The following is a 26,109-nucleotide window of genomic DNA, read 5'->3' on the forward strand; positions in this document are numbered from 1 at the left end:
GCCCCCCGATGGGGAACGGGCCCGCTCAGCCGTACAGCCGATCAGAACGCTCAGGCGTCCTTGGCCTCGTCAGCCGGCTTGGCGTCCTCGACGACCTCGGCCTCGGCGGCCTTGGTCTCCTCGGCCTTGGCCTCGTCGGACTCCTTGACCGCGCGCTTGGTGGCGGCCTCGGCCTCGGCGACGGTGGCCTTCTTCGCGATCTCGCCCTCGACGAGCTCGATCACGGCCATCGGGGCGTTGTCGCCACGACGGTTGCCGATCTTGGTGATCCGCGTGTAGCCACCCGGACGCTCGGCGTAGCGCGGGGCGATCTCGGTGAAGAGCGTGTGGACGACGCCCTTGTCCGTGATCGTCTGCAGCACCAGGCGACGGTTGTGGATGTCGCCCTTCTTCGCCTTCGTGATCAGACGCTCCGCGACCGGACGCAGGCGGCGGGCCTTGGCCTCGGTCGTGGTGATGCGGCCGTGCTCGAACAGCGACTTCGCGAGGTTCGCGAGAAGCAGCTTCTCGTGCGCGGCGCTGCCGCCCAGACGGGCACCCTTGGCGGGCTTCGGCATGGTTCTTCTCCTTGAGATCTGCACCGGCCGTATCAGGTACCGGTGTCAGGGCCCCGCAGGCGGACGCCTGCGGGCAGCTATCAGTACTGCTCGGTCTCGACGAACCCGGCGTCCGCGTCGTCGTCGGCGCCGAAGGCGTCGGCGGCGGCGGTCGGGTCGAATCCGGGCGGGCTGTCCTTGAGGGCCAGGCCCATGCCGGCCAGCTTCGCCTTGACCTCGTCGATCGACTTCGCACCGAAGTTGCGGATGTCGAGCAGGTCGGCCTCGGAGCGGGCGACGAGCTCACCCACGGAGTGGATGCCCTCGCGCTTGAGGCAGTTGTACGAGCGGACCGTGAGCTCCAGCTCCTCGATCGGCAGCGCCAGGTCTGCGGCCAGGGCGGCGTCCGTCGGGGACGGACCCATGTCGATGCCCTCGGCGTCGATGTTGAGCTCGCGCGCCAGACCGAACAGCTCGACCAGGGTCTTGCCGGCCGACGCCATGGCGTCACGCGGACGCATGGCCTGCTTGGTCTCGACGTCGACGATCAGCTTGTCGAAGTCGGTGCGCTGCTCGACACGGGTCGCCTCGACCTTGTACGTGACCTTGAGCACCGGCGAGTAGATGGAGTCGACCGGGATACGGCCGATCTCCTGGCCCACCTGCTTGTTCTGCACGGCGGAGACGTAGCCGCGACCGCGCTCGACGGTGAGCTCCATCTCCAGCTTGCCCTTGCCGTTCAGCGTGGCCAGGACCAGGTCGGGGTTGTGGACCTCGACACCGGCCGGGGGCGCGATGTCGGCGGCGGTGACCAGACCCGGACCCTGCTTGCGCAGGTACATCACGACCGGCTCGTCGTGCTCGGAGGAGACGACCAGCTGCTTGATGTTCAGGATCAGGTCGGTGACGTCCTCCTTGACGCCCGGCACGGTGGTGAACTCGTGCAGGACACCGTCGATCCGGATGGACGTGACAGCAGCGCCCGGGATCGAGGAGAGGAGCGTACGGCGGAGCGAGTTGCCGAGGGTGTAGCCGAAGCCCGGCTCCAGCGGCTCGATGACGAACCGGGAGCGGTACTCGTCGACAACCTCTTCGGTCAGCGAGGGGCGCTGAGCGATCAGCATGTCTTCAGTTCCTTCAGTCGTGGGCGCCCGCTATTTGACGCCCTCGGATACAGCAAGGGTACGGGCGGTACGTCCCCGAAGGGCCGTACCGCCCGAAAGAAACCCCTACAGGGTCGGACGCGGCGGCACCGAGCTGCGAATCGTGGGGATGACCCCCACGCCCCCAGCCGGAGGCCACCCGCCTCAGCCCTGTGTCAGACGCGACGGCGCTTCGGCGGACGGCAGCCGTTGTGCGGCGTCGGGGTGACGTCCTGGATCGAGCCGACCTCGAGGCCGGTGGCCTGAAGGGAACGGATCGCGGTCTCACGGCCGGAGCCGGGACCCTTGACGAAGACGTCGACCTTGCGCATGCCGTGCTCCTGCGCGCGGCGGGCGGCCGACTCGGCGGCCATCTGCGCGGCGAAGGGGGTGGACTTGCGCGAGCCCTTGAAGCCGACGTGGCCGGCGGAGGCCCAGGAGATCACGTTGCCGGACGGGTCCGTGATCGAGACGATCGTGTTGTTGAACGTGCTCTTGATGTGCGCGTGGCCGTGAGCGACGTTCTTCTTTTCCTTGCGGCGCACCTTCTTGACTGCGCCCTGGCGTCCCTTGGGGGGCATGTATTTCTCCCGTGGAGGTGGTCGGTCCTACAGCGAAGACCGTGGACAGTCGTCCGCTGTGGACTACTTCTTGCCCGGCTTCTTCTTACCGGCGATGGCGCGACGCGGGCCCTTGCGGGTGCGAGCGTTCGTGCTGGTGCGCTGACCGCGGACCGGCAGGCCACGGCGGTGGCGCAGACCCTGGTAGCAGCCGATCTCGACCTTGCGGCGGATGTCGGCCTGGATCTCGCGGCGGAGGTCACCCTCGGTCCTGAGGTTGGCGTCCACGTACTCGCGGATCTTGACCAGGTCCTCTTCGCCCAGGTCACGAACGCGGGTGTTCGGGTTCACACCGGTCGCGGCGAGGGTTTCCTGCGCCAGCGTGCGGCCGATGCCGAAAACGTAGGTGAGTGCGACCTCCACGCGCTTGTCGCGCGGGATGTCAACACCGGAAACGCGTGCCATTCAATGGCTCCTGTGGTGTTCGGGGGTCTTCCGCAGAACCGCTCCCGACCGCCGACCTCTCCTGATCGAAGAGGTGGTACGTCCGGGTCCCCGGCCCCCGCCGGAGGTGCCGCCGACCCTTGCGGGCTGGGCGGGTTCTGCGTATCTACATGTACTGCTCGCGTCGCGCGAAGTAACTGCGAAATGCAGGAGGTCGTGCGTCAGCCCTGGCGCTGCTTGTGGCGCAGGTTGTCGCAGATGACCATGACCCGGCCGTGACGGCGGATCACCTTGCACTTGTCGCAGATCTTCTTGACGCTCGGCTTGACCTTCATGGGATGTGAGGTTCTCCGGGTCAGTGCCAGCACCCCACGGGAGGGGTGAGGGCAAGATCTACTTGTACCGGTAGACGATCCGGCCACGCGTCAGGTCGTACGGAGAAAGTTCCACGACAACCCGGTCGTCCGGGAGGATACGGATGTAGTGCATCCGCATCTTGCCGGAGATGTGCGCGAGGACTTTGTGACCGTTCTGGAGCTCTACCTTGAACATGGCGTTCGGCAGGGACTCGATCACGGTGCCCTCAATTTCGATGGCACCTTGCTTCTTGGCCACTCTTCGCCCTTCGAATCGGCTACCTTGATCGACTCTCGTTGTCACCTGTCCGCGAGCGGACATACGGGTACACGAGAGCCGACACATCAGTCTACGTCAGGCTCCCGGGAAAAGACGAATCCGGGAAGTTTGCCCATAGGGACAGATCATCATGCGAGGGGATCCGGAGCCGCCGTGACGCCCAGTTCCGCGAGCTTCGCCCGGCCGCCGTCGACGGCGGTGAGGACCAGAGGGCCCTTCTCGGTGAGCGCCACCGAGTGCTCCCAGTGCGAGGACCAGGTGCCGTCCGTGGTGATGACGGTCCAGTCGTCCGAGAGCACCTCGGTGTGCGGGGTGCCGAGGGAGACCATCGGCTCGATGGCCAGGCAGAAGCCGGGGACCAGCTTCGGGCCCTTGCCGCGCTTGCGGGTGACGTAGTTCAGCAGGTGGGGGTCCATGTGCATCTCGGTACCGATGCCGTGGCCGCCGTACTCCTCGATGATTCCGTACTTGCCGCCGGCGGGCCTCGGCTGGCGACGGATGTACGTCTCGACGGCGCGCGAGATGTCGACCAGCCGGTTGCCGTTCTTCATGGCGGCGATGCCGGCCCACATGGACTCCTCGGTCACCCGGGAGAGCTCGAGCAGCTCCGGGGCGTGCCCGTCGCCCACGAAAGCCGTGAACGCCGCGTCGCCGTGCCAGCCGTCGACGATCGCGCCCGCGTCGATGGAGATGATGTCGCCCTCCTTGAGGACGGTCTTCTCGTCGGGGATGCCGTGGACCACGACCTCGTTCACCGACGTGCAGATGGTGGCGGGGAACCCGCCGTACCCGAGGAAGTTCGACTTCGCGCCGTGGTCGGCGATCACCTTGCGGGCGACCTCGTCCAGATCCCTGGTCGTGGCTCCGGGGACCGCTGCCTCACGGGTCGCCGCATGGATGGCGGCGACGACCAGTCCCGCCTCGCGCATCTTCGCGATCTGCTCGGGGGTCTTGATCTGCACCATGGGGGCCGGCGCCTTTCCGGGTCGGGAGCGTAGTCGTGGGTGATCAGCGTGTGGGTAATCAACGATACGGCCGCGGCGTCCAAGGGACACCGCGGCCGTATCGCGTACAACTCAGTGAATGACCGTTGTCAGGCCTGCGGGGCCCGGTCGCTACGGAGAGCCTCCATCGCCCGCTCGGTCACGTCCGCGACCTTGCCGAGCGCGGAGATCGTGACCACCAGGTCCTGCGCCTTGTAGTAGTCGATGATCGGCTCGGTCTGCGTGTGGTAGACCTCGAGTCGCTTGCGCACCGTCTCCTCGGAGTCGTCGTCCCGCTGGTACAGCTCGCCGCCGCAGGCGTCGCAGACGCCCCCGGTCTTCGGCGGCGTGTACGTCACGTGGAAGACGTGCGCGCTCTCGTTACGACAGACACGGCGGCCCGCGATCCGCTTCACGACCTCGTCCTCGGGGACCTCCAGGTCCAGCACCGCGTCGAGCTTCACTCCGTCGGCCTCCAGGGCGGCGTCGAGCGCCTCGGCCTGGGAGACGTTGCGGGGGAAGCCGTCCAGCAGGAAGCCGTTCTGGGCATCCGGCTGAGCCATGCGGTCCCGTGCCATCCCGATGGTGACCTCGTCGGGCACCAGGTTGCCGGCGTCCATGTACGCCTTGGCCTGCTTGCCGAGTTCCGTGCCCTGGCTGATGTTGGCCCGGAAGAGGTCGCCCGTGGAGATGTGAGGGATCGACAGGTTCTTGGCAAGAAACGCAGCCTGCGTTCCCTTGCCGGCACCGGGCGGTCCGACGAGGACGATTCGCATCAGCGGAGGAACCCTTCGTAATTGCGCTGCTGGAGCTGGCTCTCGATCTGCTTCACGGTCTCGAGACCGACACCCACGATGATGAGGATGCTGGTGCCACCGAACGGGAAGTTCTGGTTGGCGCCACCGAAGCCTGCCAACGCCATCGTCGGCACAAGAGCGATCAGACCCAGGTACAGCGAGCCCGGCCAGGTGATCCGGTTGAGCACGTAGCTCAGATACTCGGCGGTAGGTCGACCAGCCCGGATACCCGGGATGAAGCCACCATACTTCTTCATGTTGTCCGCGACTTCCTCGGGGTTGAACGAGATGGCCACGTAGAAGAACGCGAAGAAAACGATCAGGAGGAAGTAGGCGGTGATGTAGTACGGGTGGTCACCGGTGACGAAGTGGGATTCGATCCACGTCTTCCAGCCGGAGGTCCCGCTGGAGAACTGGGCGATCAGCGCCGGAATGTAGAGCAGCGACGAGGCGAAGATGACGGGAATCACACCCGCCTGGTTCACCTTGAGCGGGATGTACGTGGACGTACCGCCGTAGGACCTCCGGCCGATCATCCGCTTCGCGTACTGCACCGGGATCCGGCGCTGGGCCTGCTCGACGAAGACGACGAGCGCGACCATCACGAAGCCGATCAGGATGACCGTGCCGAACTCGATCCATCCCTTGGCGAGCTTGCCGCTCACCTTGATGGCCCACAGCGCGCTCGGGAAGCCGGCCGCGATGGAGATGAACATCAGGATGGACATGCCGTTGCCGATACCGCGGTCGGTGATCAGCTCGCCGAGCCACATGACCGCGGCGGTACCCGCGGTCATGGTGATGACCATGGTGATGGTCACGAAGATCGACTGGTCGGGCACGATCTCGCTCGCGACGGGGCAGCCCGAGAACAGCGCACCGCTGCGCGCGGTGGCGACGAGGCCGGTTCCCTGCAGCACGGCCAGGGCGACCGTGAGGTAACGCGTGTACTGCGTGATCTTGGCCGTGCCGGCCTGGCCCTCCTTCTTGAGGGCTTCGAGGCGCGGAATGACCACGGTCAGCAGCTGCAGGATGATGCTCGCCGTGATGTAAGGCATGATGCCGAGCGCAAAAATGGTGATCTGCAGCAGCGCTCCGCCGCTGAACAGATTGACCAGACCCAGCAGGCTGCCGTTGGACCGCTGTGCCTGGTCGACACAGATCTGGACGTTCTCGTAGCTCACGCCGGGGACCGGGATGTGCGCACCGATCCGGTACAGCACGATGATGCCGAGCGTGAAGAGGATCTTCTTGCGCAGGTCGGGCGTCTTGAACGCCCGGGCGAACGCGGTGAGCACGGTGCCTCCTGCGACCCCCGCGCAAAGCGTCAGAGGTGACGGTCTTGAGGTTCGACGAATACGTGGTTGGTCAAGAACCGCTCGGGACCCTGGTGGGGCGGACCTCGCGGCCGGTGTTCCGAGGGTCACCCCCCGGCATATACAGCAACAACGCACGCCACCTTACCGGCGAGTGCGCCCCCCTTGGAACGACCAACCGGGGATGCCCCATTTGCGAGGCATCCCCGGAAGGTGTTCAGGCCATCGGCTCGTCTCAGACGAGCTCGGTGACGGTGCCGCCGGCAGCGGCGATCTTCTCCTTGGCGGAGCCGGAGACGGCGTCAACCGAAACCTGCAGCGCCACGGAGATCTCGCCCTGGCCCAGGACCTTGACGAGGCTGTTCTTGCGCACCGCACCCTTGGCGACCAGATCGGCCACCGTGACCTCGCCACCCTGCGGGTAGAGCGCGGCCAGCTTGTCCAGGTTCACGACCTGGTACTCGGTGCGGAACGGGTTCTTGAAGCCCTTCAGCTTCGGGAGACGCATGTGGAGGGGCATCTGCCCACCCTCGAAGCGCTCCGGAACCTGGTAGCGGGCCTTCGTGCCCTTGGTACCACGACCGGCCGTCTTACCCTTCGACGCCTCACCACGACCCACACGGGTCTTGGCGGTCTTGGCGCCCGGGGCGGGACGGAGGTTGTGGATCTTGAGCGGGTTGTTCTCCGCCATGATCAGTCGACCTCCTCGACCGACACGAGGTGGCGGACGGTGTGCACCATGCCGCGGAACTCGGGGCGGTCCTCCTTGACGACCACGTCGTTGACCCTCTTCAGGCCAAGCGAACGCAGCGTGTCGCGGTGGTTCTGCTTGCTACCGATGTACGACTTCGTCTGCGTGATCTTGAGGCGAGCCATTACGCACCCGCTCCCGCACCGGCACGCGCACGCAGCAGAGCTGCGGGGGCGACGTCCTCGAGCGGCAGACCACGGCGCGCCGCGATCTCCTCGGGACGCTGCAGACCCTTCAGGGCCGCCACGGTGGCGTGCACGATGTTGATCGCGTTGGACGAGCCGAGCGACTTCGACAGGATGTCGTGAACGCCGGCGCACTCGAGCACGGCACGCACCGGGCCACCGGCGATAACGCCGGTACCGGGGGAAGCCGGCTTGAGCAGGACGACGCCCGCAGCCTTCTCACCCGTGATCGGGTGCGGGATGGTGCCCTGGATACGGGGGACCTTGAAGAAGTGCTTCTTGGCCTCCTCAACACCCTTGGCGATGGCGGCCGGCACCTCCTTGGCCTTGCCGTAACCGACACCCACGGTGCCGTCACCGTCGCCCACCACGACCAGCGCGGTGAAGCTGAAGCGACGACCACCCTTCACAACCTTGGCGACACGGTTGATCGCGACAACGCGCTCAACGTAAGCGGTCTTCTCGGCGGCAGCTGCGCCGCCGTCACGGCCCTTCCGGTCCCGCCGCTCGCCGCCACCGGCACCGCTTCCGCGGCGCTGGGGTCCAGCCATTGGAATTACCTCTCTTCGTTTTCCGCTGAGCTACGGAACCGGCTCAGAACTTCAGGCCGGCTTCGCGGGCGGCGTCCGCCAGGGCGGCGATGCGCCCGGCGTACTGGTTGCCGCCACGGTCGAACACGACAGCCTCGACGCCGGCGGCCTTGGCACGCTCGGCCACGAGCTGGCCGACCTGCTTCGCCTTCGCCGACTTGTCGCCTTCGCCGCCGCGGATGGACGAGTCCAGGGTGGACGCCGACGCGAGGGTGTGACCCGCGAGGTCGTCGATGACCTGAGCCGTGATGCCGCGGTTGGACCGGGTGACGACCAGACGCGGACGCGCCGGAGTACCCGAGATCTTCTTGCGGATGCGGATGTGGCGACGCTTCAGGGAAGCGCCCTTGTAGGCCTTGCCCTTGGCAATCTTCACGCCGTATGCCATGGCTTACTTACCAGCCTTTCCGACCTTGCGGCGGATGACCTCGCCCGCGTACTTCACGCCCTTGGCCTTGTACGGGTCGGGCTTGCGCAGCTTGCGGATGTTCGCGGCGACCTCGCCGACCTTCTGCTTGTCGATGCCCTCGACCGAGAACTTGGTCGGCGACTCGACCTTGAAGGAGATGCCCTCGGGCGCCTCCACCAGGATCGGGTGGCTGTAGCCGAGCTGGAACTCCAGGTTGGAGCCCTTCGCGGCAACGCGGTAACCGACACCGCTGATCTCGAGCGCCTTGACGTACCCCTGGGTCACACCGGTGATCATGTTGGCCACCAGCGTGCGGGACAGGCCGTGCAGGGCCTTGTTCTGACGCTCGTCGTTCGGGCGGGTGACGTTCAGAACGCCGTCCTCACCCTTCACGATCTCGATCGGCGCGGCAACGGTGTGGGTCAGGGATCCCTTGGGACCCTTCACCTGGACCGTACGGCCATCGATGGTGACATCCACGCCGGCGGGAACCGAGATGGGGAGCTTGCCGATACGCGACATGTTTCTTCTCCTCCGTTCCCGACTACCAGACGTAGGCGAGGACTTCCCCGCCCACACCCTTCTTGCTGGCCTGCTTGTCGGTCAGGAGCCCGTGCGACGTGGAGATGATCGCCACGCCCAGGCCACCCAGCACCTTCGGCAGGTTGGTGGACTTCGCGTACACCCGGAGACCGGGCTTGGAGATCCGCTTGATGCCCGCGATGGAGCGCTCACGGTTCGGCCCGAACTTCAGCTCGAGGACGAGGTTCTTGCCGACCTCGGCGTCCTCGACGCGCCAGCCCGTGATGAAGCCCTCCTGCTGGAGGATCTCCGCGATGTGAGACTTGATCTTGCTGTGCGGCATCGTCACGGAGTCGTGGTACGCCGAGTTCGCGTTCCGCAGACGCGTAAGCATGTCTGCGATCGGATCAGTCATGGTCATGAATTGGCCTTCGGCCTCTCTCGCCGGGGTTTCCTGTATGCGCCATCCCTCTCCCCACACATGGGCGGGACGGGTGCGGCGCGGGGACCTACGGCGTAGTAAGTCGATCAGGGCGGCAGGCGCCCAACCCCACAAGCCTACGGCATGTGGAGGTGGGCCCCGCCGACCCGTTGCTTACCGAGAGTCTCCGGTAATTCCCGTGAAAACGGGGATTACCAGGAGCTCTTGGTCACGCCCGGCAGCTCGCCACGGTGAGCCATCTCACGAAGGCACACGCGGCAGAGGCCGAACTTGCGGTACACGGAGTGCGGGCGGCCGCAGCGCTGGCAGCGGGTGTACGCACGCACACCGAACTTGGGCTTACGAGCAGCCTTGGCAATCAGAGCCTTCTTCGCCATCTCGCTTACGCCTCCTTGAACGGGAAGCCGAGGTGACGGAGAAGGGCACGGCCCTCAGCGTCGTTGGTCGCCGTGGTGACCACGGTGATGTCCATACCCCGGACGCGGTCGATCTTGTCCTGGTCGATCTCGTGGAACATGACCTGCTCCGTGAGACCGAAGGTGTAGTTGCCACGGCCGTCGAACTGCTTCGGGGACAGGCCGCGGAAGTCGCGGATGCGCGGCAGCGCGAGCGACAGGGTGCGGTCCAGGAACTCCCACATGCGGTCGCCACGGAGCGTGACGTGGGCACCGATCGGCTGACCCTCACGCAGCTTGAACTGCGCGATGGACTTGCGGGCCTTGGTGACGGCCGGCTTCTGACCGGTGATCGTGGTGAGGTCGCGGATGGCGCCCTCGATCAGCTTGGAGTCGCGGGCGGCGTCGCCCACACCCATGTTGACCACGATCTTCACGAGGCCGGGAACCTGCATGACGTTCTCGTACGAGAACTCCTCACGCAGCTTGCCCGTGATCTCCTCGCGGTACTTCGTCTTGAGACGCGGAGTGGTGGTGGTAGCCATCAGATGTCCTCACCCGTCCGCTTGGCAACGCGGATCTTGTTGCCCTCGTCGTCAAAGCGGTAACCGACGCGGGTCACAACCTTCTTGCCGTCCTTCTCCACGACGAGCTGAACGTTGCTCACGTGGATGGGGGCCTCGGTGGTGACGATGCCGCCGGCCTGCGAGGCACGGCCCGGCTGGTTGGCCTTGGTGTGCTTCTTGACCCGGTTGACACCCTCGACCAGGACGCGGTCCTCGCGGGGGAAGGCCGCGATGACCTTGCCCTGCTTGCCCTTGTCCTTGCCGGTGATGACCTGGACCAGGTCGCCCTTCTTGATCTTCATGCTTACAGCACCTCCGGCGCGAGCGAGATGATCTTCATGAACTTCTTCTCGCGCAGCTCACGGCCGACGGGGCCGAAGATACGGGTGCCGCGAGGGTCGCCGTCGTTCTTCAGAATGACGGCGGCGTTCTCGTCGAAGCGGATGTACGAGCCGTCCTGACGGCGACGCTCCTTGACGGTGCGAACGATGACCGCCTTGACGACGTCACCCTTCTTCACGTTGCCACCGGGGATCGCGTCCTTGACGGTGGCGACGATGACGTCACCGATGCCCGCGTAGCGGCGACCCGAGCCACCGAGAACACGGATGCAAAGGATCTCCTTGGCACCAGTGTTGTCGGCGACGCGCAGCCGCGACTCCTGCTGGATCACGTCTATCTCCTGATCGTCTGCCGGTTCCCGACGGGGTGCCGGTGAGGGCACCCCGCCGAGCCTGGCGGAACTAGTGCTGGGGACTCGCCCCCGGAGGGGTTCCCCCAGCGGGGGGCATGCGGGGGGCGTCGGCCCCCCGCAAAATTACTTGGCCTTCTCGAGGATCTCGACGACGCGCCAGCGCTTCGTCGCGGACAGCGGCCGGGTCTCCATGAGGAGGACGCGGTCGCCGATACCCGCGGCGTTCTGCTCGTCGTGCGCCTTGAGCTTGTTCGTACGGCGGATGACCTTGCCGTACAGCGCGTGCTTCACGCGGTCCTCGACAGCGACGACGACGGTCTTGTCCATCTTGTCGCTGACGACCAGACCCTCACGGGTCTTGCGGAAACCGCGCTCGGTCTTGTTCTCAGTCACGTTGCTCTCGCTCATCAGGCGCTCTCCACCGTTTCGATGCCCAGCTCGCGCTCACGCATCAGGGTGTAGATCCGGGCGATGTCCTTGCGGACGGCCTTCAGCCGGCCGTGGTTCTCGAGCTGACCGGTCGCCGCCTGGAAACGGAGATTGAACAGCTCTTCCTTGGCCTCGCGGAGCTTGGCAACAAGCTCCTCGTTGCCCAGCTCGCGCAGCTCGGACGCCTTGGTACCGGCCGACATCACGCTTCACCTGCCTCGCGCTTGACGATCCGGCACTTCATCGGCAGCTTGTGGGCCGCACGAGTCAGAGCCTCACGCGCAATCTTCTCGTTCGGGTAGGACAGCTCGAACATGACCCGGCCCGGGTGCACGTTCGCCACCCACCACTCGGGCGAACCCTTACCGGAACCCATGCGGGTCTCGGCGGGCTTCTTCGTCAGCGGGCGGTCCGGGTAGATGTTGATCCAGACCTTGCCGCCACGCTTGATGTGACGGGTCATCGCGATACGAGCCGCCTCGATCTGGCGGTTCGTCACGTACGCCGGAGTCATGGCCTGGATGCCGTACTCGCCGAACGCAACCGTCGTACCGCCCTTGGCCATACCGCGGCGCTTCGGGTGGTGCTGCTTGCGGTGCTTGACCCTACGGGGGATCAGCATGTCGGTCAGGCCTCCGTTCCGGTGCTCTCAGCAGCCGGAGCAGGGGCAGCGGCCTCGGCCTTGGGGGCCTCGGCAGCGGCGCTCTGCTGCGGCTTGCGACCGCGACCGCCACGCTCGCCACCGCGGCCACCACGGGCCGGGCGGTCGTTGCCGCCACGGGCCGGGCGGTTGCCGGCGCGGGCAGCGGCGTTCTCGGCGCGGACCTCGGCGATGTTCTTGACGTCGCCCTTGTAGATCCAGACCTTCACGCCGATGCGGCCGAAGGTGGTCTTGGCCTCGAAGAAGCCGTAGTCGACGTTCGCGCGGAGCGTGTGCAGGGGCACACGGCCCTCGCGGTAGAACTCCGAGCGGGACATCTCGGCGCCGCCGAGGCGGCCACCGCACTGGATCTTGATGCCCTTGGCGCCGGCCTTCATCGAGCTCTGCATGCTCTTGCGCATGGCACGACGGAAGGAGACGCGGGAGGAGAGCTGCTCGGCGACGGCCTGGGCCACCAGCTGAGCGTCCACCTCGGGGTTCTTGACCTCGAGGATGTTCAGCTGGACCTGCTTGCCGGTCAGCTTCTCCAGCTCGCCACGGATGCGGTCGGCCTCGGCGCCACGGCGGCCGATGACGATGCCCGGGCGGGCGGTGTGGATGTCAACGCGGACGCGGTCGCGGGTGCGCTCGATCTCAACCTTCGAGATACCGGCCCGCTCCATGCCCTTCGTCATCATGCGACGAATGGCGACGTCTTCCTTGACGTAGTCCTTGTACAGCTTGTCGGCGTACCAACGGGACTTGAAGTCCGTGGTAATGCCGAGCCGGAACCCGTGCGGGTTTACCTTCTGGCCCATTACCGGGTTCCTTCCTTGCTGCTGACGACCACGGTGATGTGGCTGGTCCGCTTACGGATCCGGTAGGCACGGCCCTGGGCACGCGGACGGAACCGCTTCAGGGTCGGGCCCTCGTCCACGTACGCCTCGCTGATGACCAGCGAAGAGGCGTCGGTGTGGTCGTAGTTGTGTGCAGCGTTGGCGATGGCGCTGTCCAGCACCTTGCCAACCGGCACGCTCGCGGCCTGCGGGGCGAAACGCAGGACCGCCTGAGCCTCCGTGGCGTCCATGCCACGGATGAGGTCCACCACGCGGCGGGCCTTCATGGGCGTGACGCGGATGTACCGCGCCTGGGCCCTGGCTTCCATGGTTGTCCCTTCAGTGTCTGACACGTTCGTCATAGTCGGTTTCACCCCGCTGCTAGCGGCGCTTCGACTTCCGGTCTTCCTTGACATGGCCTCGGAAGGTGCGGGTCGGCGCGAACTCGCCGAGCTTGTGGCCGACCATCGACTCGGTGACGAACACCGGGACGTGGGTCTTGCCGTTGTGCACCGCGATCGTGTGGCCCAGCATGGCCGGGACGATCATCGAGCGACGGGACCAGGTCTTGATGACGTTCTTGGTGCCTGCCTCGTTCTGTACGTCCACCTTCTTGCTCAGGTGGTCGTCGACGAAGGGCCCCTTCTTGAGACTGCGCGGCATCTGAACCCGCTCCTAGCGCTTCTTGTTCGTCTTGCGGCGGCGGACGATGTACTTGTTGCTCGCCTTGTTGCGATCCCGAGTACGCATTTCCTTCTTGCCCCAGGGCGACACCGGGTGGCGACCACCCGAGGTCTTGCCCTCGCCACCACCGTGGGGGTGGTCGACCGGGTTCATCACGACACCACGCACGGTCGGGCGGATGCCCTTCCAGCGCATACGGCCGGCCTTGCCCCAGTTGATGTTCGACTGCTCGGCGTTGCCGACCTCGCCGACAGTGGCGCGGCAGCGGGCGTCGACCAGGCGGATCTCGCCGGACGGCATACGAAGGTGGGCCATGGAGCCCTCCTTCGCCAGCAGCTGCACGGAGGCACCCGCGGAACGGGCGAACTTCGCGCCGCCGCCGGGCCGCAGCTCGATGGCGTGGATGGTCGTACCGACCGGGATGTTGCGCAGCGCCAGGTTGTTGCCGGGCTTGATGTCGGCACCGGGGCCGTTCTCGATCCGGTCACCCTGGTTCAGGCCACGCGGGGCGATGATGTAGCGCTTCTCGCCGTCCGCGTAGTGCAGGAGCGCGATGCGCGCGGTGCGGTTGGGGTCGTACTCGATGTGCGCGACCTTGGCCGGAACGCCGTCCTTGTCATGACGGCGGAAGTCGATCACCCGGTACGCACGCTTGTGGCCGCCACCCTGGTGGCGAACAGTCATGCGTCCCTGGTTGTTACGGCCGCCCTTGCTGTGCAGGGGGCGGACCAGCGACTTCTCCGGCGTGGACCGCGTGACCTCGACGAAGTCGGCGACGCTGGCGCCACGACGGCCCGGAGTCGTCGGCTTGTACTTGCGGATACCCATTTCTCAGTCCTCGTCCGATATCGGACGATCCGGACCGCCCTTAGGCGGTCGGACCGCCGAAGATGTCGATTCGGCTGCCCTCGGCAAGGGTCACGATGGCGCGCTTGGTGTTGGCGCGCTTGCCGAAACCGGTGCGGGTGCGCTTGCGCTTGCCCTGGCGGTTGATCGTGTTGACCCCGGTGACCTTGACCAAGAAGACCGCCTCGACGGCCTGCTTGATCTGGGTCTTGTTGGCGCGCGGGTCGACGATGAACGTGTACTTGTTCTCGTCCAGCAGCGCGTAGCTCTTCTCGGAGACGACCGGCTTGACGAGAATGTCGCGCGGGTCCCAGAACGTCTTGCTGGTGACGACGGCCTCAGTCATCAGGCCTCGCTCCCTTCGGTCTCAGCGGCCTTGGGGCCAGACACGAAGGACTCGAGAGCGGCCTGGGTGAAGACCACGTCGTCCGAGACGAGCACGTCGTACGTGTTCAGCTGGCCCGGCTCCAGGATGTGCACCTGGGGCAGGTTGCGGGCGGACAGCCACGCGGCCTCGTCGCTGCGCTCGACGATCAGGAGCAGGTTCTTGCGCTCCGAGATCTTGCCGAACAGCGTCTTGGCGGCCTTGGTGGAGATCTCACCCTCGACCACGCCGGAGACGACGTGGATACGGGAGTGGCGGGCCCGGTCGGTGAGGGCACCGCGCAGCGCGGCGGCCTTCATCTTCTTCGGGGTCCGCTGCGAGTAGTCACGCGGCACGGGGCCGTGGACGACGCCACCGCCGGCGAACTGCGGCGCACGGGTCGAACCCTGACGGGCGCGGCCGGTGCCCTTCTGGCGGTAAGGCTTCTTGCCACCGCCACGGACCTCGCCGCGGGTCTTGGTCTTGTGCGTGCCCTGGCGGGCAGCGGCCAGCTGTGCGACGACGACCTGGTGGATCAGCGGAACGCTGACCTTGGTGTCGAAGATCTCCGCGGGGAGCTCGACACTACCGGCCTTCTCGCCAGCGGGCGAAAGGATGTCAATGGTGCTCATCGTTACCTCAGGCCCCCTTGGCCGCGGTACGGACCAGGACGAGGCCGCCGTTCGGACCGGGAACCGCGCCCTTGATGAGCAGCAGTCCCTTCTCCGCGTCAACGGCGTGGACGGTCAGGTTCTGGGTGGTCACACGCTCGTTGCCCATGCGACCGGCCATGCGCATGCCCTTGAAGACACGGCCCGGAGTGGCGCAGCCACCGATGGAACCGGGCTTGCGGTGCACGCGGTGCGCACCGTGGGAGGCCTTGCCGCCACGGAAGTTGTGACGCTTCATGACACCGGCGAAGCCCTTGCCCTTGCTCTTACCGGTGACGTCGACCTTGATGCCCGCCTCGAAGGTCTCCGCGGTGATCTCCTGGCCGAGCGTGTACTCGCCGGCGTCGGAGGTGCGGAGCTCCACCAGGTGGCGGCGCGGGGTCACGTCGGCCTTGGCGAAGTGGCCCTTGAGGGGCTTGTTCACCTTGCGCGGGTCGATCTCGCCGAAGGCGATCTGGACCGAGTCGTAGCCGTCGGTGTCGTTGGTGCGGACCTGGGTGACGACGTTGGGGCCGGCCTTGACGACGGTGACCGGGACGACACGGTTGTTCTCGTCCCAGACCTGAGTCATGCCGAGCTTCTCGCCCAGGATGCCCTTGATCTGCTTAGCCATCTCGCGCGTCACCTCAGAGCTTGATCTCGATGTCGACGCCCGCCGGCAGGTCGAGGCGCATGAGCGAGTCAACCGTCTTCGGCGTGGGGTCGAGGATGTCGATGAGGCGCTTGTGCGTGCGCATCTCGAAGTGCTCGCGCGAGTCCTTGTACTTGTGCGGCGACTTGATGACGCAGTACACGTTCTTCTCAGTGGGCAGCGGCACCGGGCCTGCGACCGACGCACCAGTGCGGGTCACCGTCTCGACGATCTTCTTCGCCGAGGAGTCGATGACCTCGTGGTCGTAGGCCTTGAGCCGGATGCGGATCTTCTGTCCCGCCATGGCTACTTCGTAGTCCTGTCTGTCTCGTAACGCTCTGGAACCCGGTGTTACCAGCCTTCTCCTCCGACCCACGCGGTCGGGCGTGTCGCACTCCCGCTACGCAGATATCCGGTGACGGATTCCCTGCTCGAGGGGCTTGCGAGTCGCAGAAGAGACCGCGTGAACGAGGGCGAAGGCCCACCGGGTGCCTGGTCGGAGCCCCGCTGACGCTTCCCGGAAGATTCCCGTACGTCCGCCCCAGCGCTGCCGTGAGGCAGTTGGGGCGACGAGTACTGTGGGACTCGCTTCCGGTCCTCCCGGCGGGAGGCGCGCAGCATCGGCACTCAACCGAGCAACCCGGACAGTCTGCCATACAGGGCGGCGGGGGCGCCAATCGAGCCGAAGAGATTACCCCGCGGGGGTTGCGTGTCAAACCGGGGCACGCGCAAGGGTCCTCTACGTGCGGGAGGTCGCCGCGCCGGAACCTGATCGGGGCCTTCGATCAGGTTCCGCCGAAGATGACTCATGCCCCTGCTACCTGGTTCCCAGCGGAGAAAAGGGCCCTGAGCCTCCGGGATCAGGTCAGCGGAGCACGGGGTGTCCCGGGCGGGCGGCATGAGCGCGGTGACAGGGAGCAGCACAGCAGACGTCCCGGACACCGTGTCGGGACAACAGGTCACCATGCGTAACCGCACCAGGGTGTTCACCGACGTGACGCGGTCCGCCCTCGCCTCCGACGATCCCACCCGCGCTGCCGACGCACCTCCCACCCACCTCGTAGCGGTGATATCGGTCGACTCCGACGCCCGCGACGAGGAGCTGCGGGTGGTGTGGGGAGCCGGAGCAGGCGACAGAGACCGACAGCCTTGAGCTCCCCTCCCCCTCGAACGGCTTCGACGAGCCCGACCGGCTGGACGCATCCCTGGACGCCGTGCGCCGGAGCACGGCCGCCTCGGCCGACAAGGCAGCACTCCAGGCCCCGGCCCGCTCCGGCGCGGAGCCCCAGGACCGCCAGCTGGACCCGGTGGTCCGCGCCCTGTCGATACCGCGGACCAATCTGCTGATCGCCGACGACGTCGGCCTCGGCGAGACGGTCGAGGCCGGTCCGGTCATGCGGGAGCTGATGCTGCGGCATCGGGCCGGGACCGTGCTGATCCGCCGCCCCGCCGGTCTCACGCTCCAGACCGAGCGTGTCCGCGAGGACCTCGGCAGCGCGGGCGAGGTGATCGCCGCGCAGGTGGAGCGGATGATGCTGGGCCGCCGCTCCGACCGGACCATCGCCGACCCGGAGATCACCCGGCGCTCCGGCAGGCTGTCCTGAAGTTCGGGCGCGACCTCGCCCGCGAGCTGGAACGGTTGATGCACACCCTGGCCACCGGCCGCCAGGACCTGCATCTGAACGCCGCCACGCTCGAGCGTGTGGTGCGCACGGGGCTGCTGTGGGTCAGCGCAAGGGTCTGATCGAAGTCCCCGATCCCCGTTCCTCTGCGCATCCGCACTTCTGGCACCCGACCGTACGGCCGGCCGGACCAGCACCGCATTCGCCCGCGTGCCACAAGCAACGCCAAGCCGAACGGATCGTGGCCTTCCGCGGCCTCTCGGGGCGCCGCGGCCGGAGAGGCACCGGGTGGGGTCTGGCAAGGTCACCCGGCGGGTCGTGCCGCGACGGGCGGAGGCCCGCGCGTTCCCCTCCGGGATCGCGCGGGCCTCCTGTCATCTGCTCACCGACGCCTGCCTCATGCGGGTGGCGTGGTCCCCGCCGCGTTCGACGGCGTCGGGACGACGCCCGGCAGCGGGGTCATCACCCAGTGCTCGTCCTCCCAGGTCACCGTCTCGGTGACCCGGACGGGCCGGTTCTCCGCACGGGCCGTGCCGTGCATTTCGACCTTCCACACCCCGGCGAACTCCGAGGTGCGGTTCCACCGCACGTCCCAGTCCTGCCCGCCGTACGCCTTGATCCTGGCGCGGGCGTCCTCCGAGCCCTTGGGGTGGCCATCGAGCAACCGCGCCAACCCGTCCTCGTCCGACTCGTTGAGGAACTCCACGTACTCACGCAGAAAGCGGTCCTGGTCGGCCGGATCCGGTGACTTGGACGCGTCCCCGGACCCACCTCCACCGCACGCGGAGAGCAGGATCGCGCAGAACGCGGCCATGAACAGCGCGGCGATGCGCCGACCGGTCTTGTCAGGTGCGGAAGGCGTAGTACGTCGCCCTCGGATTGGACGCCACAATGCTCGCCACCGACTTCCGATACGTGTTGGTCGAATGGTAGGTGAGGTACGGGACGCCACCACTCTTGTAAGTGGTGATCATGGAGTGGTCCTTGGACCCGTTGTTGCTGAAATCCATCTGAAGGATGTCCCCGATGCCCAGCTTGTAGACGTTGTCCAGGTTGTAGGCGCGGTCGCTGTACAACGCGAAGGAAGCCCAGTAGTTGACGTTGACCCAGGACGTCGTCTGATTCGAGGAGTTGTACCACCAGTTCTTGTAACTCTTGTACCAGCCGGTGTCGTTCTTCCAGCCGCCCGCCCGTAGGGACTGGCTGATGAAGTTCGTGCAGTCCCCGCCCACATCGTTGAACTTGCGGTAGCTGGAGTTGTAGTTCTTCCAGTACTTCTCCGCGTACTTCGCCATGGCGCTGTAGTTGTAGCTCGCCCGGGCGGCGGCCTTGGTCTGCATCGGAGCGGCGGGGATATCGGTGCCTGCCCGGGTTTCGTCGGGTGCGGGCCCGTCGGTCTCGGGCGCGCCGCCCTCGTCGATCGGTCCCTCCGCCGTGGCTGCGGGCGCGGACCCGGCGCTCCCCCGGGCCGGGTCCGTCTCCACCGCGTTGACGGCGGCTGGCCCTCCCTCGTCGAGCGAGCTGATCCCCGTGAGCTGCCAGTTCCCGTCCACGCCCGCGACAAAGGTCAGCTCGTGCCGCGCCTGGAACCCGGTGTTCGGCGGTTCGTCCCCGCGGATCTTCTTGTACGTGAGCATCGTGGTCTCGGTGACCCGAGCAGTCGCCCGGCCCCCGTCCACGTGCACCTCGTCCACGGCGACCTCGGTGTCGGCGGCCGTGTACGCCTCCTGCAGCGAGGCGAGCCGTTCCTTGCGGTCGAGCAGGCCGGCGGCCGCAGCGTCCTCCTTGCGTGCGACACGACTGGTGACGTGCACATCGCCCGTCAGCGGCAGTGCGGCAGCACGGCGGGATGCCTGCGCCCCGTCGAGCAGGGCCGACGTCCGTCTGGTCAGAACGGTGTCGGCGAGTGCCGCAAAGCCGTCGCTGGTCGCCTGATCCACCGTACGGTCGACCGCTGCCGCGGCGTTCCCGGTGCCGCTCGCCGCGCCGTCGGTGGCGCTCGCGACCGCGGTCGGCGGCAGGACGCCCACCACGGTGATGGCGAGCGCGACTCCCACGGCCCGTTTCAGTCTGATGCCTGTCACTACGAAATTCCCCCAACTGTGGTCATCCGTCGACCACTTGAGGCAACCATGACATCAGCTGCCCCTTCGCGTGCAGCCCTTTTCTCTCCTCATTTCCGGAATGCACGGTTCAAAGTTGGACCGCGGCGGCCGAATGCGCACTGAACCGCAGGACCGGTCGGCGGCAACCACCTCGCCCAGCACCGCGAGTTGAGCCTCGTCGCGATCGGGCTCGCCGTCCACATCCAGTCGCTCAAGGCCGGGGCAGCGGTCACCATCACGAGACCCGGTACGGCGAGGACGTCACCATCGCCGACCGAACGATCTCGACCGAGTGGCTGCTCCGGCGCCCCTGACCGGCGCACGGCAAAACGGTTCGATCGCCGATCCCCGTGCTCCTAAAGTGACCGGGGCACGTCATCGTCACCGGGGGCCTTCACCATGCGGGCACATCAGCCGCGCACGCACTATCCGCGCACGCCGCATCTGCCGTGGTCGCCCGGCGCCGCCGCCGACGACACGCGGGTCGTCGATCTCTCCGGGTTCGTCGGCCGCGAGGTCGTCGTCACCGAGAAGCTCGACGGCGAGAACACGACGCTGTACGCCGACGGGCTGCACGCGCGGTCGCTCGACTCGGCGCACCATCCGTCGCGGGCGTGGGTGAAGGCGCTGCAGGGGCGGATCGGGCACGGGATCCCGGCCGGATGGCGGATCTGCGGGGAGAACCTGTACGCGCGGCATTCGCTCGCGTACGAGGAGCTGGAGAGCTGGTTCTACGGTTTCTCGGTCTGGGACGGGGCCGGGCGGTGCCTGGACTGGGACCGGACCGTGGGATTCCTGCGAGGGCTGGGGGTTCCGGTGCCGGCCGTGCTGTGGCGGGGGGTTTTCGACGAGAAGGCCCTGCGGGGGATCAAGCTGGAGCCCGCCCGGCAGGAGGGGTACGTCGTCCGCACCGCCGACGGCTTCGCGGCGGACGAGTTCGCGCGGCGGGTCGCCAAGTGGGTGCGGCCCGGGCACGTGCAGACCGATACGCACTGGATGCACGCCGCCGTGGTGGAGAACGGGCTCGGCCCGGCCGCCGCGTTGTGGGCCGTGCGGTCCGGGGCCCTGCCGGACACCTCCGCCCTGCTGCAGGCGGTCGGTGTGCCGGAGGGGGACGAGCGGGCCGCCGCCGAGGTGGCCGGCCGCTTCGAGCGGACGGGGGACGCCCGGCTCGCAGGGGTGCTGGCCGCGCTGCTGCACCGCAGCCGCCGGGGTGCGCTCGCCGGGAGGCTGGCCCGGACGCTGGGCCTGCCGCTCGCGCGGCAGGTCGCGGACGTGGTCGGGCTGCACGCCGGACTGCACCGCCCGTACCCCGACGAGGACCGCAGGTCCGGACTGGTACGGATGGCGCACGCCGTCGACCTGGACGTGCTGCACGCCGTCGCCGCCGCCGTCGCGCCCGACGCCGGGGCGCGCGAACAGGTGGAGTGGTCGGCGCTGCACGCCCAGGAGGCCGGCCCACTGGACGGGCTGCGCAAGGCCTTCGCGGACCTGGCGGTGGACGCCGCCGACCGCTGCCGGGCCGAGGCGCGGGACGCGTTCGCGCACGGCCGGATCCGGACCGCCGATGAGGCGGTCGCGGCGACCTGGCGGTGGCGGTCCGGGGAGTTCCCGAAGCTGATCCACATGGTCGGCCCGTCGGGCAGCGGGAAGAGCTCCTTCGCGCGTGGTCTGCCGGGTGTCGACGCGTACGTGTCGCTCGACGACCTGCGGGCGGCCCGTGGCTCGCGCGCGGACCAGCGGGCCAACGGTGAGGTCCTGCGGCAGGCCCTCGCCGCGCTCGACACCGCACTGGCCGAAGGTGGCACGGTGGTGTGGGACGCCACATCCCTCAACCCGCACCAGCGTTCCCTGGTGCACGCGGTCGCCCACCGCCGCGACGCGCTCGTCACGCACGCGGTCGTGCTGGGGCGCAACGCCGGCCGGACACACCCGGTGCCGGCCGAGGTGCTCACCGCGCAGCTGCACCGGTTCGTCCCGCCGTACCCGGGTCAGGCCCACCGCACCTGGTACATCGGAGCGGGCGGGACCGTCGAGGAGGAGGCGTAGGTGCGTACGAGCGAGGAGATCTACCACCGGGTCCGCTGGGATCCGCGCTTCGATCCGGCCCGCTTCGTGATCGGGGTCAACCAGCGCGGCGCCGCGCCCAAGCGGATGATGCTGGACGACTTCGACCCCGGCGGCGAGATCCCGTGGCACCGAGTGCTGTTCTTCGAGGCCGACGGCGAGCTGGTCTGGGACCGGTCCACCGGCGTGGACCGGATCGACGCCACGGACGCGGGGCGGGTGCGGGATCCGCGCCGGCTGCGGGCGCCTTTCTTCGCGGCCAGGACGCCGTACGTGTGGGACGCGACGGGCGGCTGGGTCCCGGCGGCGGAGCCTCGCGGCGTACCGGCCACCGCCGGTCTGCGCGTACTGACCTGGAACACGCTCTGGGACCGGTACGACAGCGACCTCATCGACACCGCCCGGCGCCGCCCTCTGCTGCTCACGGCGCTGCGCGACGCCGACGCCGACGTCATCGCCCTGCAGGAGGTCGAGGCGGAGCTGCTCGCGCTGCTGCTGGAGACGGGGTGGGTGCGCGAGACGTACACGCTGGGCACCGACCCGGGGGGCAGGGACGTGGGCGACTGCGGGCTGCTGCTGCTCAGCCGGCTGCCCGTCCGGGAGGCCGGGGTGCACTCCCTCGGCCCGCACAAGGCTGTGACGGCCGTCGTCGTGGAGACCGGGGCCGGGCCGGTCGTGGTCGCCGCGACCCATCTGAGCAGCGATCACTCCGAGAACGGAGCGGTACGGCGGGACGCCGAACTGACGCAGCTCGCCGAGGGGTTGGCGGGCGTCGAGGGCGACATGGTCCTGCTCGGGGACTTCAACGAGGGCGGGGACGGACCGGAGACGGCACTCGGGATGCGGGACGCCTGGAGCGAGGTCCACGGCCTCGACGACCGGACGCCCACGTTCGACCCGGGCGTCAATCCCCTCGCCGCGGTCTCGTCCCTGTCCGGGCGGGCATCCCGGCTGGACCGGGTGCTGCTGCGCGCGGAAGGGCTGCGGGTGGACGGCGTCACCCTGACAGGTGACGCGCCGGGTCCGGACGGGCTGTACGTCTCCGACCACTACGGCGTCCAGGCCGACGTGAGCCTCGACAGCCGTGACGGCGTCGGCATCGACACCGGTCTCGGCCTCGGTCTCGGTCTCGGCGAAGCGCCCGCAGGCGTCCTCGACGCACGGCCGACGCCCCGTACGGCGGTGGCGTGGCTCCCGCCGCCCGAGCTCTGGCCGCCGATCCAGGCCATCCGCCGCGACCACGACCCCCAGATCCGGCGCTGGCCGCCGCACGTCAACGTGCTCTTCGGCTTCGTGGCGGAGTCGGATTTCGATGCGGCGGCTCCGCTGCTGACGGCCGCGGCCGCAGGCGTGGCTCCCTTCGCGGCCCGGCTGGACGGCGTCCACAGCTTCGGCCACCGGGACTACGCGACGGTCTGGCTCGACCCGGCGGCGGCAGGCGAACAGCCGTGGGCCGACCTCCGGCGCGCCCTGGAACAGCGCTTCCCGCGCTGCCGGGACCATCACCACGGCTTCACGCCGCACCTGAGCCTCGGCCGCACCCACGACCCGCACGGGCTGGTGGCCGAATGCGAGTCCCGGCTCGGCGGACCGCTGCACACCCACGTCGACGAGCTGGTCCTGCTGTCACGGCGCGGCGACGAACCGATGCGGGTGCGGGCGACGATCGCCCTGGGCACGGGCGAGGTGCGGTGGGCACGGGAAGAGGGCGGCGGCGACTTCGGCTTGGGCCCGGCCGCCTGCGCCCCGGCCACGAACGACCCCGCCGACGGCCCGGCCCGGGCGACGGCCGAGGGCACGGCGCCCGGCGCCGGCCCCGCCGACGAGAAGGCGGCCGAGGACACGGCCGAAGACGGCCACGCCCGAAGGGTCGCTCAGCGCGTGGCCGACGCGCTGGCCGACGGGGTCGTGTACGTCGTCGGCTCGCGGCGCATGGGCTGCGCGTTGCCCGGAGCGGATCTGGATCTGGTGGCGGCGCTGCCGGGTGGGACCGGGGTCGCGGAGGTGCGGGCCCGGATCGAGGCCGCACTGCCGCAGGCCACGGACGTGCGGGAGGTGGTCGGGGCAAAGGTGCCGGGGCTGCGGCTGCGGGTCGGCGGGCTCGGCGTGGACCTGGTGGTCGTCGCCACGGGAAGCCTCGACCCCGCCGAGGCGGTCGCTCGCCGCACCGCCCTGGGCGAGGCCGCCGCGGTCGCGCTCAGCGCGGTCGGCGACGCGGATGCCGTGCTCGCCGCGGCCGGGGCCCACCGGGCCGCGTTCGCCCGTCTCGCCAGGGAGGTCAAGGCCTGGGCGAAGGTCCGCGGTCTGGACTCGGCGCCCTTCGGAGGGCTGCCGGGGCTGGCCTGGTCCGTGCTCGCGGCCCGTACCGCCCGCGAGGCCGGTGAGCTGCCGCCCGACGAGCTGCTGCGGCACTTCTTCGCGACCTGGGCCGTACGGGACTGGAGCAAGCCCGTCATGACCCCGACCGAACCGGTCCGCTCCTGCACCGACCAGCTCGGCCCCGGCGGCCGGGACCGCCTCACCCAGGAGCTCTACGGGGCCTGGGAAGTCCTGGAGAAGGCGGCGGAATCCGCCGCCACCGCCCGGCCCGCCACCCCCTGGCCGGAGCTGCTGTCCCCGCCGCCACTGCACCGTCGCCACGCGGCCTGGGCGCTCGTGACCGTCCCCACGGGCCCCGAGGAGGGCCGCGTGCGGGGCCGTGTCCGCGCCCTGCTCACCGCCCTGGAAACCGCCGGGGTGCCGGACGCCCACGCCTGGCCCCGTCCGTTCGCGTCCGGCCCTGCCTCGGCCAGGTACGCCGTCGGCCTCGGCGCCGCTCCCCCGGACCCGGCCCGCCTCGCGGAGATCACCGAGCGGTGGCTGCGGGGCCTGACCGGGACGACGGTCAGCTGGGCGGCGGGCGGCGAGGTTCCGAGCCTGCGCTGACTCCGGCCGCCGCCCCGGCGGCAGGCCGGCCCATGAACCCCCGCTGCCGCAGCGGCGGAAGCCCGAGCCTGGCCGCCGTCTCCTCGTCGAAGGTGTCGAGGAAGCCGTGCAGGGCGTCGGCGAGGTGCTCCAGTGACCGCGCCCCGAACAGGAAGGGCTGGTAGCCGGTCACCTGGTACGGCACGCGGGCCATGTCGGCGATGTCCCACGGCCGGATCCGGGCCAGGTGCAGCCGGTCGAGCTCGCCGTACGAGGAGAGCAGGGCCGCGCCGTACGCCTGCACGCCCCGCGGTCCGGCGGCGATGACGCCGTACTCCAGGGTGAACCAGTACACGCGGCTGATCAGGTCGAGGGCGTCGTCGCTGTCCACCCTCGCCGCGGCCGACCCGAACATGCGGTACAGATCCGCGAACCATGGTGACGCCAGATGGGTGCCGTGGCCGAAGACGTCGTGGATGACGTCCGGTTCGGGCGTGTAGAGCGGCATCGCCGGGTGGCGTACGTACTGCACCGCGTGGAAGTAGTCGCGTGCCATGGACCCGAGGAACCGCTTGTTCGGCACGATCCCGCCGGCCAGGGTGAAGGCGAAACCGGTCAGCTCGCGCAGCCGGGAGCCGACCTCGGCGTGCTGCGGCACGTGGTCGGACGGGATCGGCGCCGACTCACGGGCCTCCAGGACCTCACGCGGGACCCTGCCGCGGTGGGCGACGAGGAGCGCGGCGTGGACCCTGCGCCAGGTCCCGTGTTCCTCGTCGGTGTACGTGACGTGGGGCGAGGGATCGCCCACCCGGTGGTCGCGTGCGAGCTCCACGAGGGCGCCCCGTCGCCGGAGATAGCGGGCGTCGCTCATGCAGGGGTGCCGGTCGGCCGGACCGAGGCCCCCGTCCGGCGTCACGGGTGTCCGGGCGAGCGGATCGCCATGACCTCATCATGATCCACTTCGTCGGGCCCGCACCGCGACGCGCCGGGCCGTACGGCGCCCGGCATCACCCACAACGTCCCGGCAACCCGGCCCGTCGAAAATCCGTCTAGCTGATCGCGGAAAGGCGGCTCGACCGGCCGCTCCTCCGCGCCTGGGGAGATCACGGTACGCAGACGGGGGCCAATGCCCGCCCGCTGCGGGGGAAGCGGACGGAGCACGACAAGTGAACGACAGCGCTGCGCGAAGCGTGCCCGCGCGCGCCCTCCGGGGTGCGCGGGACTCTGCATCGACGCCGGACGTACGAGCAGGTGGACCCGGCACGGGCCCAGCCTCTCGGGCCAAGACCGCCCTGCCCGAGCGATCCGAGGTGCGGGACCCGGCAGCGCACGGCGCCGTACC

The 26,109-nt window shown here is 68.7% G+C and carries 37 protein-coding genes and 1 pseudogene; 5 read left to right on the forward strand and 33 right to left on the reverse strand.

Annotated features, from left to right (window positions below):
* Positions 1 to 50: 50 nt before the first annotated feature.
* The 30 genes from rplQ to rpsJ form a co-directional block, all read right to left on the reverse strand.
* Positions 51 to 557 (reverse strand): 50S ribosomal protein L17, encoded by a 507-nt coding sequence (gene rplQ, locus ABT078_RS11935; protein ID WP_351226529.1) that lies wholly within the window; start codon positions 555 to 557, stop codon positions 51 to 53.
* 80 nt (positions 558 to 637) lie between these two features.
* Complete coding sequence (locus ABT078_RS11940; RefSeq protein WP_003956430.1) at positions 638 to 1,660, reverse strand: DNA-directed RNA polymerase subunit alpha; 1,023 nt, start codon at positions 1,658 to 1,660, stop codon at positions 638 to 640.
* A gap of 194 nt (positions 1,661 to 1,854) precedes the next feature.
* Complete coding sequence (gene rpsK, locus ABT078_RS11945) at positions 1,855 to 2,259, reverse strand: 30S ribosomal protein S11 (RefSeq protein ID WP_017949643.1); 405 nt, start codon at positions 2,257 to 2,259, stop codon at positions 1,855 to 1,857.
* Positions 2,260 to 2,322: 63 nt separating this feature from the next.
* Positions 2,323 to 2,703, reverse strand: coding sequence for a 30S ribosomal protein S13 (rpsM, locus tag ABT078_RS11950; protein ID WP_351226532.1), 381 nt, complete (start codon positions 2,701 to 2,703; stop codon positions 2,323 to 2,325).
* A gap of 200 nt (positions 2,704 to 2,903) precedes the next feature.
* A complete protein-coding gene (gene rpmJ, locus ABT078_RS11955; protein ID WP_003956441.1) occupies positions 2,904 to 3,017 on the reverse strand; it encodes a 50S ribosomal protein L36 in 114 nt (37 codons plus the stop codon).
* Positions 3,018 to 3,075: 58 nt separating this feature from the next.
* The gene (infA, locus tag ABT078_RS11960) at positions 3,076 to 3,297 is read right to left on the reverse strand and encodes a translation initiation factor IF-1 (protein WP_003956442.1); all 222 of its coding nucleotides are present in this window, start codon (positions 3,295 to 3,297) and stop codon (positions 3,076 to 3,078) included.
* A gap of 149 nt (positions 3,298 to 3,446) precedes the next feature.
* On the reverse strand, positions 3,447 to 4,283 hold the full coding sequence (map, locus tag ABT078_RS11965; RefSeq protein ID WP_351226534.1) for a type I methionyl aminopeptidase: 837 nt from the start codon (positions 4,281 to 4,283) through the stop codon (positions 3,447 to 3,449).
* 128 nt (positions 4,284 to 4,411) lie between these two features.
* Positions 4,412 to 5,077: an adenylate kinase gene (locus ABT078_RS11970; protein ID WP_351226536.1), complete on the reverse strand. Its 666-nt coding sequence runs from the start codon at positions 5,075 to 5,077 to the stop codon at positions 4,412 to 4,414.
* Positions 5,077 to 6,396 (reverse strand): preprotein translocase subunit SecY, encoded by a 1,320-nt coding sequence (gene secY, locus ABT078_RS11975; RefSeq protein WP_351226538.1) that lies wholly within the window; start codon positions 6,394 to 6,396, stop codon positions 5,077 to 5,079. Before secY ends, ABT078_RS11970 begins: the two co-directional genes overlap by 1 nt.
* Positions 6,397 to 6,649: 253 nt before the next feature.
* Entirely contained in the window at positions 6,650 to 7,105 is a 456-nt protein-coding gene (rplO, locus tag ABT078_RS11980; protein WP_351226540.1) for a 50S ribosomal protein L15, read from the reverse strand.
* A gap of 2 nt (positions 7,106 to 7,107) precedes the next feature.
* Positions 7,108 to 7,290, reverse strand: a complete 183-nt coding sequence (gene rpmD / locus ABT078_RS11985) for a 50S ribosomal protein L30 (protein ID WP_351226542.1) — start codon at positions 7,288 to 7,290, stop codon at positions 7,108 to 7,110.
* Positions 7,290 to 7,901: a 30S ribosomal protein S5 gene (gene rpsE, locus ABT078_RS11990; RefSeq protein WP_242329302.1), complete on the reverse strand. Its 612-nt coding sequence runs from the start codon at positions 7,899 to 7,901 to the stop codon at positions 7,290 to 7,292. The genes rpmD and rpsE overlap by 1 nt, the downstream gene beginning before the upstream one ends.
* 43 nt (positions 7,902 to 7,944) lie before the next feature.
* The gene (gene rplR / locus ABT078_RS11995) at positions 7,945 to 8,328 is read right to left on the reverse strand and encodes a 50S ribosomal protein L18 (protein ID WP_336547169.1); all 384 of its coding nucleotides are present in this window, start codon (positions 8,326 to 8,328) and stop codon (positions 7,945 to 7,947) included.
* Between the two features lie 3 nt (positions 8,329 to 8,331).
* Entirely contained in the window at positions 8,332 to 8,871 is a 540-nt protein-coding gene (rplF, locus tag ABT078_RS12000) for a 50S ribosomal protein L6 (RefSeq protein ID WP_351226545.1), read from the reverse strand.
* 22 nt (positions 8,872 to 8,893) lie between these two features.
* Positions 8,894 to 9,292, reverse strand: a complete 399-nt coding sequence (rpsH, locus tag ABT078_RS12005; RefSeq protein WP_351226547.1) for a 30S ribosomal protein S8 — start codon at positions 9,290 to 9,292, stop codon at positions 8,894 to 8,896.
* A gap of 212 nt (positions 9,293 to 9,504) precedes the next feature.
* Entirely contained in the window at positions 9,505 to 9,690 is a 186-nt protein-coding gene (locus tag ABT078_RS12010) for a type Z 30S ribosomal protein S14 (RefSeq protein ID WP_003956452.1), read from the reverse strand.
* A gap of 5 nt (positions 9,691 to 9,695) precedes the next feature.
* On the reverse strand, positions 9,696 to 10,253 hold the full coding sequence (rplE, locus tag ABT078_RS12015) for a 50S ribosomal protein L5 (RefSeq protein WP_351226549.1): 558 nt from the start codon (positions 10,251 to 10,253) through the stop codon (positions 9,696 to 9,698).
* Positions 10,253 to 10,576 (reverse strand): 50S ribosomal protein L24, encoded by a 324-nt coding sequence (gene rplX, locus ABT078_RS12020; protein WP_351226551.1) that lies wholly within the window; start codon positions 10,574 to 10,576, stop codon positions 10,253 to 10,255. The genes rplE and rplX overlap by 1 nt, the downstream gene beginning before the upstream one ends.
* A 2-nt stretch (positions 10,577 to 10,578) precedes the next feature.
* Positions 10,579 to 10,947, reverse strand: a complete 369-nt coding sequence (gene rplN / locus ABT078_RS12025) for a 50S ribosomal protein L14 (RefSeq protein ID WP_003956455.1) — start codon at positions 10,945 to 10,947, stop codon at positions 10,579 to 10,581.
* Positions 10,948 to 11,091: 144 nt separating this feature from the next.
* Positions 11,092 to 11,376 (reverse strand): 30S ribosomal protein S17, encoded by a 285-nt coding sequence (gene rpsQ, locus ABT078_RS12030; RefSeq protein ID WP_351226553.1) that lies wholly within the window; start codon positions 11,374 to 11,376, stop codon positions 11,092 to 11,094.
* Positions 11,376 to 11,600: a 50S ribosomal protein L29 gene (gene rpmC / locus ABT078_RS12035; RefSeq protein WP_017949657.1), complete on the reverse strand. Its 225-nt coding sequence runs from the start codon at positions 11,598 to 11,600 to the stop codon at positions 11,376 to 11,378. The genes rpsQ and rpmC overlap by 1 nt, the downstream gene beginning before the upstream one ends.
* Positions 11,600 to 12,019: a 50S ribosomal protein L16 gene (rplP, locus tag ABT078_RS12040; RefSeq protein ID WP_005313579.1), complete on the reverse strand. Its 420-nt coding sequence runs from the start codon at positions 12,017 to 12,019 to the stop codon at positions 11,600 to 11,602. The genes rpmC and rplP overlap by 1 nt, the downstream gene beginning before the upstream one ends.
* Positions 12,020 to 12,024: 5 nt before the next feature.
* Positions 12,025 to 12,855 carry a 30S ribosomal protein S3 gene (gene rpsC, locus ABT078_RS12045; RefSeq protein ID WP_351226556.1) on the reverse strand — a complete coding sequence of 277 codons (831 nt, stop codon included), beginning with the start codon at positions 12,853 to 12,855 and terminating at the stop codon, positions 12,025 to 12,027.
* A complete protein-coding gene (rplV, locus tag ABT078_RS12050) occupies positions 12,855 to 13,202 on the reverse strand; it encodes a 50S ribosomal protein L22 (protein WP_004571827.1) in 348 nt (115 codons plus the stop codon). Before rplV ends, rpsC begins: the two co-directional genes overlap by 1 nt.
* 52 nt (positions 13,203 to 13,254) lie before the next feature.
* Positions 13,255 to 13,536, reverse strand: coding sequence for a 30S ribosomal protein S19 (gene rpsS, locus ABT078_RS12055; protein ID WP_351226558.1), 282 nt, complete (start codon positions 13,534 to 13,536; stop codon positions 13,255 to 13,257).
* 12 nt (positions 13,537 to 13,548) lie between these two features.
* On the reverse strand, positions 13,549 to 14,385 hold the full coding sequence (rplB, locus tag ABT078_RS12060) for a 50S ribosomal protein L2 (protein WP_351226560.1): 837 nt from the start codon (positions 14,383 to 14,385) through the stop codon (positions 13,549 to 13,551).
* Positions 14,386 to 14,425: 40 nt separating this feature from the next.
* Positions 14,426 to 14,749, reverse strand: coding sequence for a 50S ribosomal protein L23 (gene rplW / locus ABT078_RS12065; RefSeq protein ID WP_351226562.1), 324 nt, complete (start codon positions 14,747 to 14,749; stop codon positions 14,426 to 14,428).
* Positions 14,749 to 15,399 (reverse strand): 50S ribosomal protein L4, encoded by a 651-nt coding sequence (rplD, locus tag ABT078_RS12070; protein ID WP_351226564.1) that lies wholly within the window; start codon positions 15,397 to 15,399, stop codon positions 14,749 to 14,751. Before rplD ends, rplW begins: the two co-directional genes overlap by 1 nt.
* A 7-nt stretch (positions 15,400 to 15,406) precedes the next feature.
* On the reverse strand, positions 15,407 to 16,051 hold the full coding sequence (gene rplC / locus ABT078_RS12075; RefSeq protein ID WP_351226566.1) for a 50S ribosomal protein L3: 645 nt from the start codon (positions 16,049 to 16,051) through the stop codon (positions 15,407 to 15,409).
* Positions 16,052 to 16,064: 13 nt separating this feature from the next.
* Positions 16,065 to 16,373 carry a 30S ribosomal protein S10 gene (gene rpsJ / locus ABT078_RS12080; RefSeq protein WP_003948644.1) on the reverse strand — a complete coding sequence of 103 codons (309 nt, stop codon included), beginning with the start codon at positions 16,371 to 16,373 and terminating at the stop codon, positions 16,065 to 16,067.
* A gap of 660 nt (positions 16,374 to 17,033) precedes the next feature.
* Here rpsJ and ABT078_RS12085 point away from each other — a divergent pair.
* Both ABT078_RS12085 and ABT078_RS12090 read left to right on the forward strand, forming a co-directional pair.
* On the forward strand, positions 17,034 to 17,222 hold the full coding sequence (locus ABT078_RS12085) for a hypothetical protein (protein ID WP_351226568.1): 189 nt from the start codon (positions 17,034 to 17,036) through the stop codon (positions 17,220 to 17,222).
* A gap of 61 nt (positions 17,223 to 17,283) precedes the next feature.
* Positions 17,284 to 17,673 carry a DEAD/DEAH box helicase family protein gene (locus tag ABT078_RS12090; RefSeq protein WP_351226570.1) on the forward strand — a complete coding sequence of 130 codons (390 nt, stop codon included), beginning with the start codon at positions 17,284 to 17,286 and terminating at the stop codon, positions 17,671 to 17,673.
* Between the two features lie 415 nt (positions 17,674 to 18,088).
* Here the strand turns inward: ABT078_RS12090 and ABT078_RS12095 are convergent, their stop codons facing one another.
* The gene (locus ABT078_RS12095) at positions 18,089 to 18,505 is read right to left on the reverse strand and encodes a hypothetical protein (RefSeq protein WP_351226572.1); all 417 of its coding nucleotides are present in this window, start codon (positions 18,503 to 18,505) and stop codon (positions 18,089 to 18,091) included.
* A 31-nt stretch (positions 18,506 to 18,536) separates the two neighbouring features.
* A complete protein-coding gene (locus tag ABT078_RS12100; protein ID WP_351226574.1) occupies positions 18,537 to 19,775 on the reverse strand; it encodes an amidase domain-containing protein in 1,239 nt (412 codons plus the stop codon).
* 156 nt (positions 19,776 to 19,931) lie between these two features.
* Between ABT078_RS12100 and ABT078_RS12105 the strand changes: the two are divergent.
* The 3 genes and pseudogenes from ABT078_RS12105 to ABT078_RS12115 form a co-directional block, all read left to right on the forward strand.
* Positions 19,932 to 20,033, forward strand: a pseudogene (locus ABT078_RS12105) (helix-turn-helix domain-containing protein); the annotation flags it as partial.
* Between the two features lie 162 nt (positions 20,034 to 20,195).
* A complete protein-coding gene (locus ABT078_RS12110; RefSeq protein ID WP_351226576.1) occupies positions 20,196 to 21,845 on the forward strand; it encodes an RNA ligase family protein in 1,650 nt (549 codons plus the stop codon).
* The gene (locus ABT078_RS12115; RefSeq protein ID WP_351226578.1) at positions 21,846 to 24,788 is read left to right on the forward strand and encodes a poly(A) polymerase; all 2,943 of its coding nucleotides are present in this window, start codon (positions 21,846 to 21,848) and stop codon (positions 24,786 to 24,788) included. It abuts the gene before it with no gap.
* On the opposite strand, the gene ABT078_RS12120 is transcribed toward ABT078_RS12115, so the two are convergent.
* Positions 24,748 to 25,638, reverse strand: coding sequence for a phenylalanine 4-monooxygenase (locus tag ABT078_RS12120; protein WP_351226580.1), 891 nt, complete (start codon positions 25,636 to 25,638; stop codon positions 24,748 to 24,750). The genes ABT078_RS12115 and ABT078_RS12120 overlap by 41 nt on opposite strands.
* Positions 25,639 to 26,109: the final 471 nt, after the last annotated feature.

Origin of the sequence: Streptomyces sp. NPDC002133, assembly GCF_040296405.1 — a bacterium.
Taxonomy (GTDB): domain Bacteria; phylum Actinomycetota; class Actinomycetes; order Streptomycetales; family Streptomycetaceae; genus Streptomyces.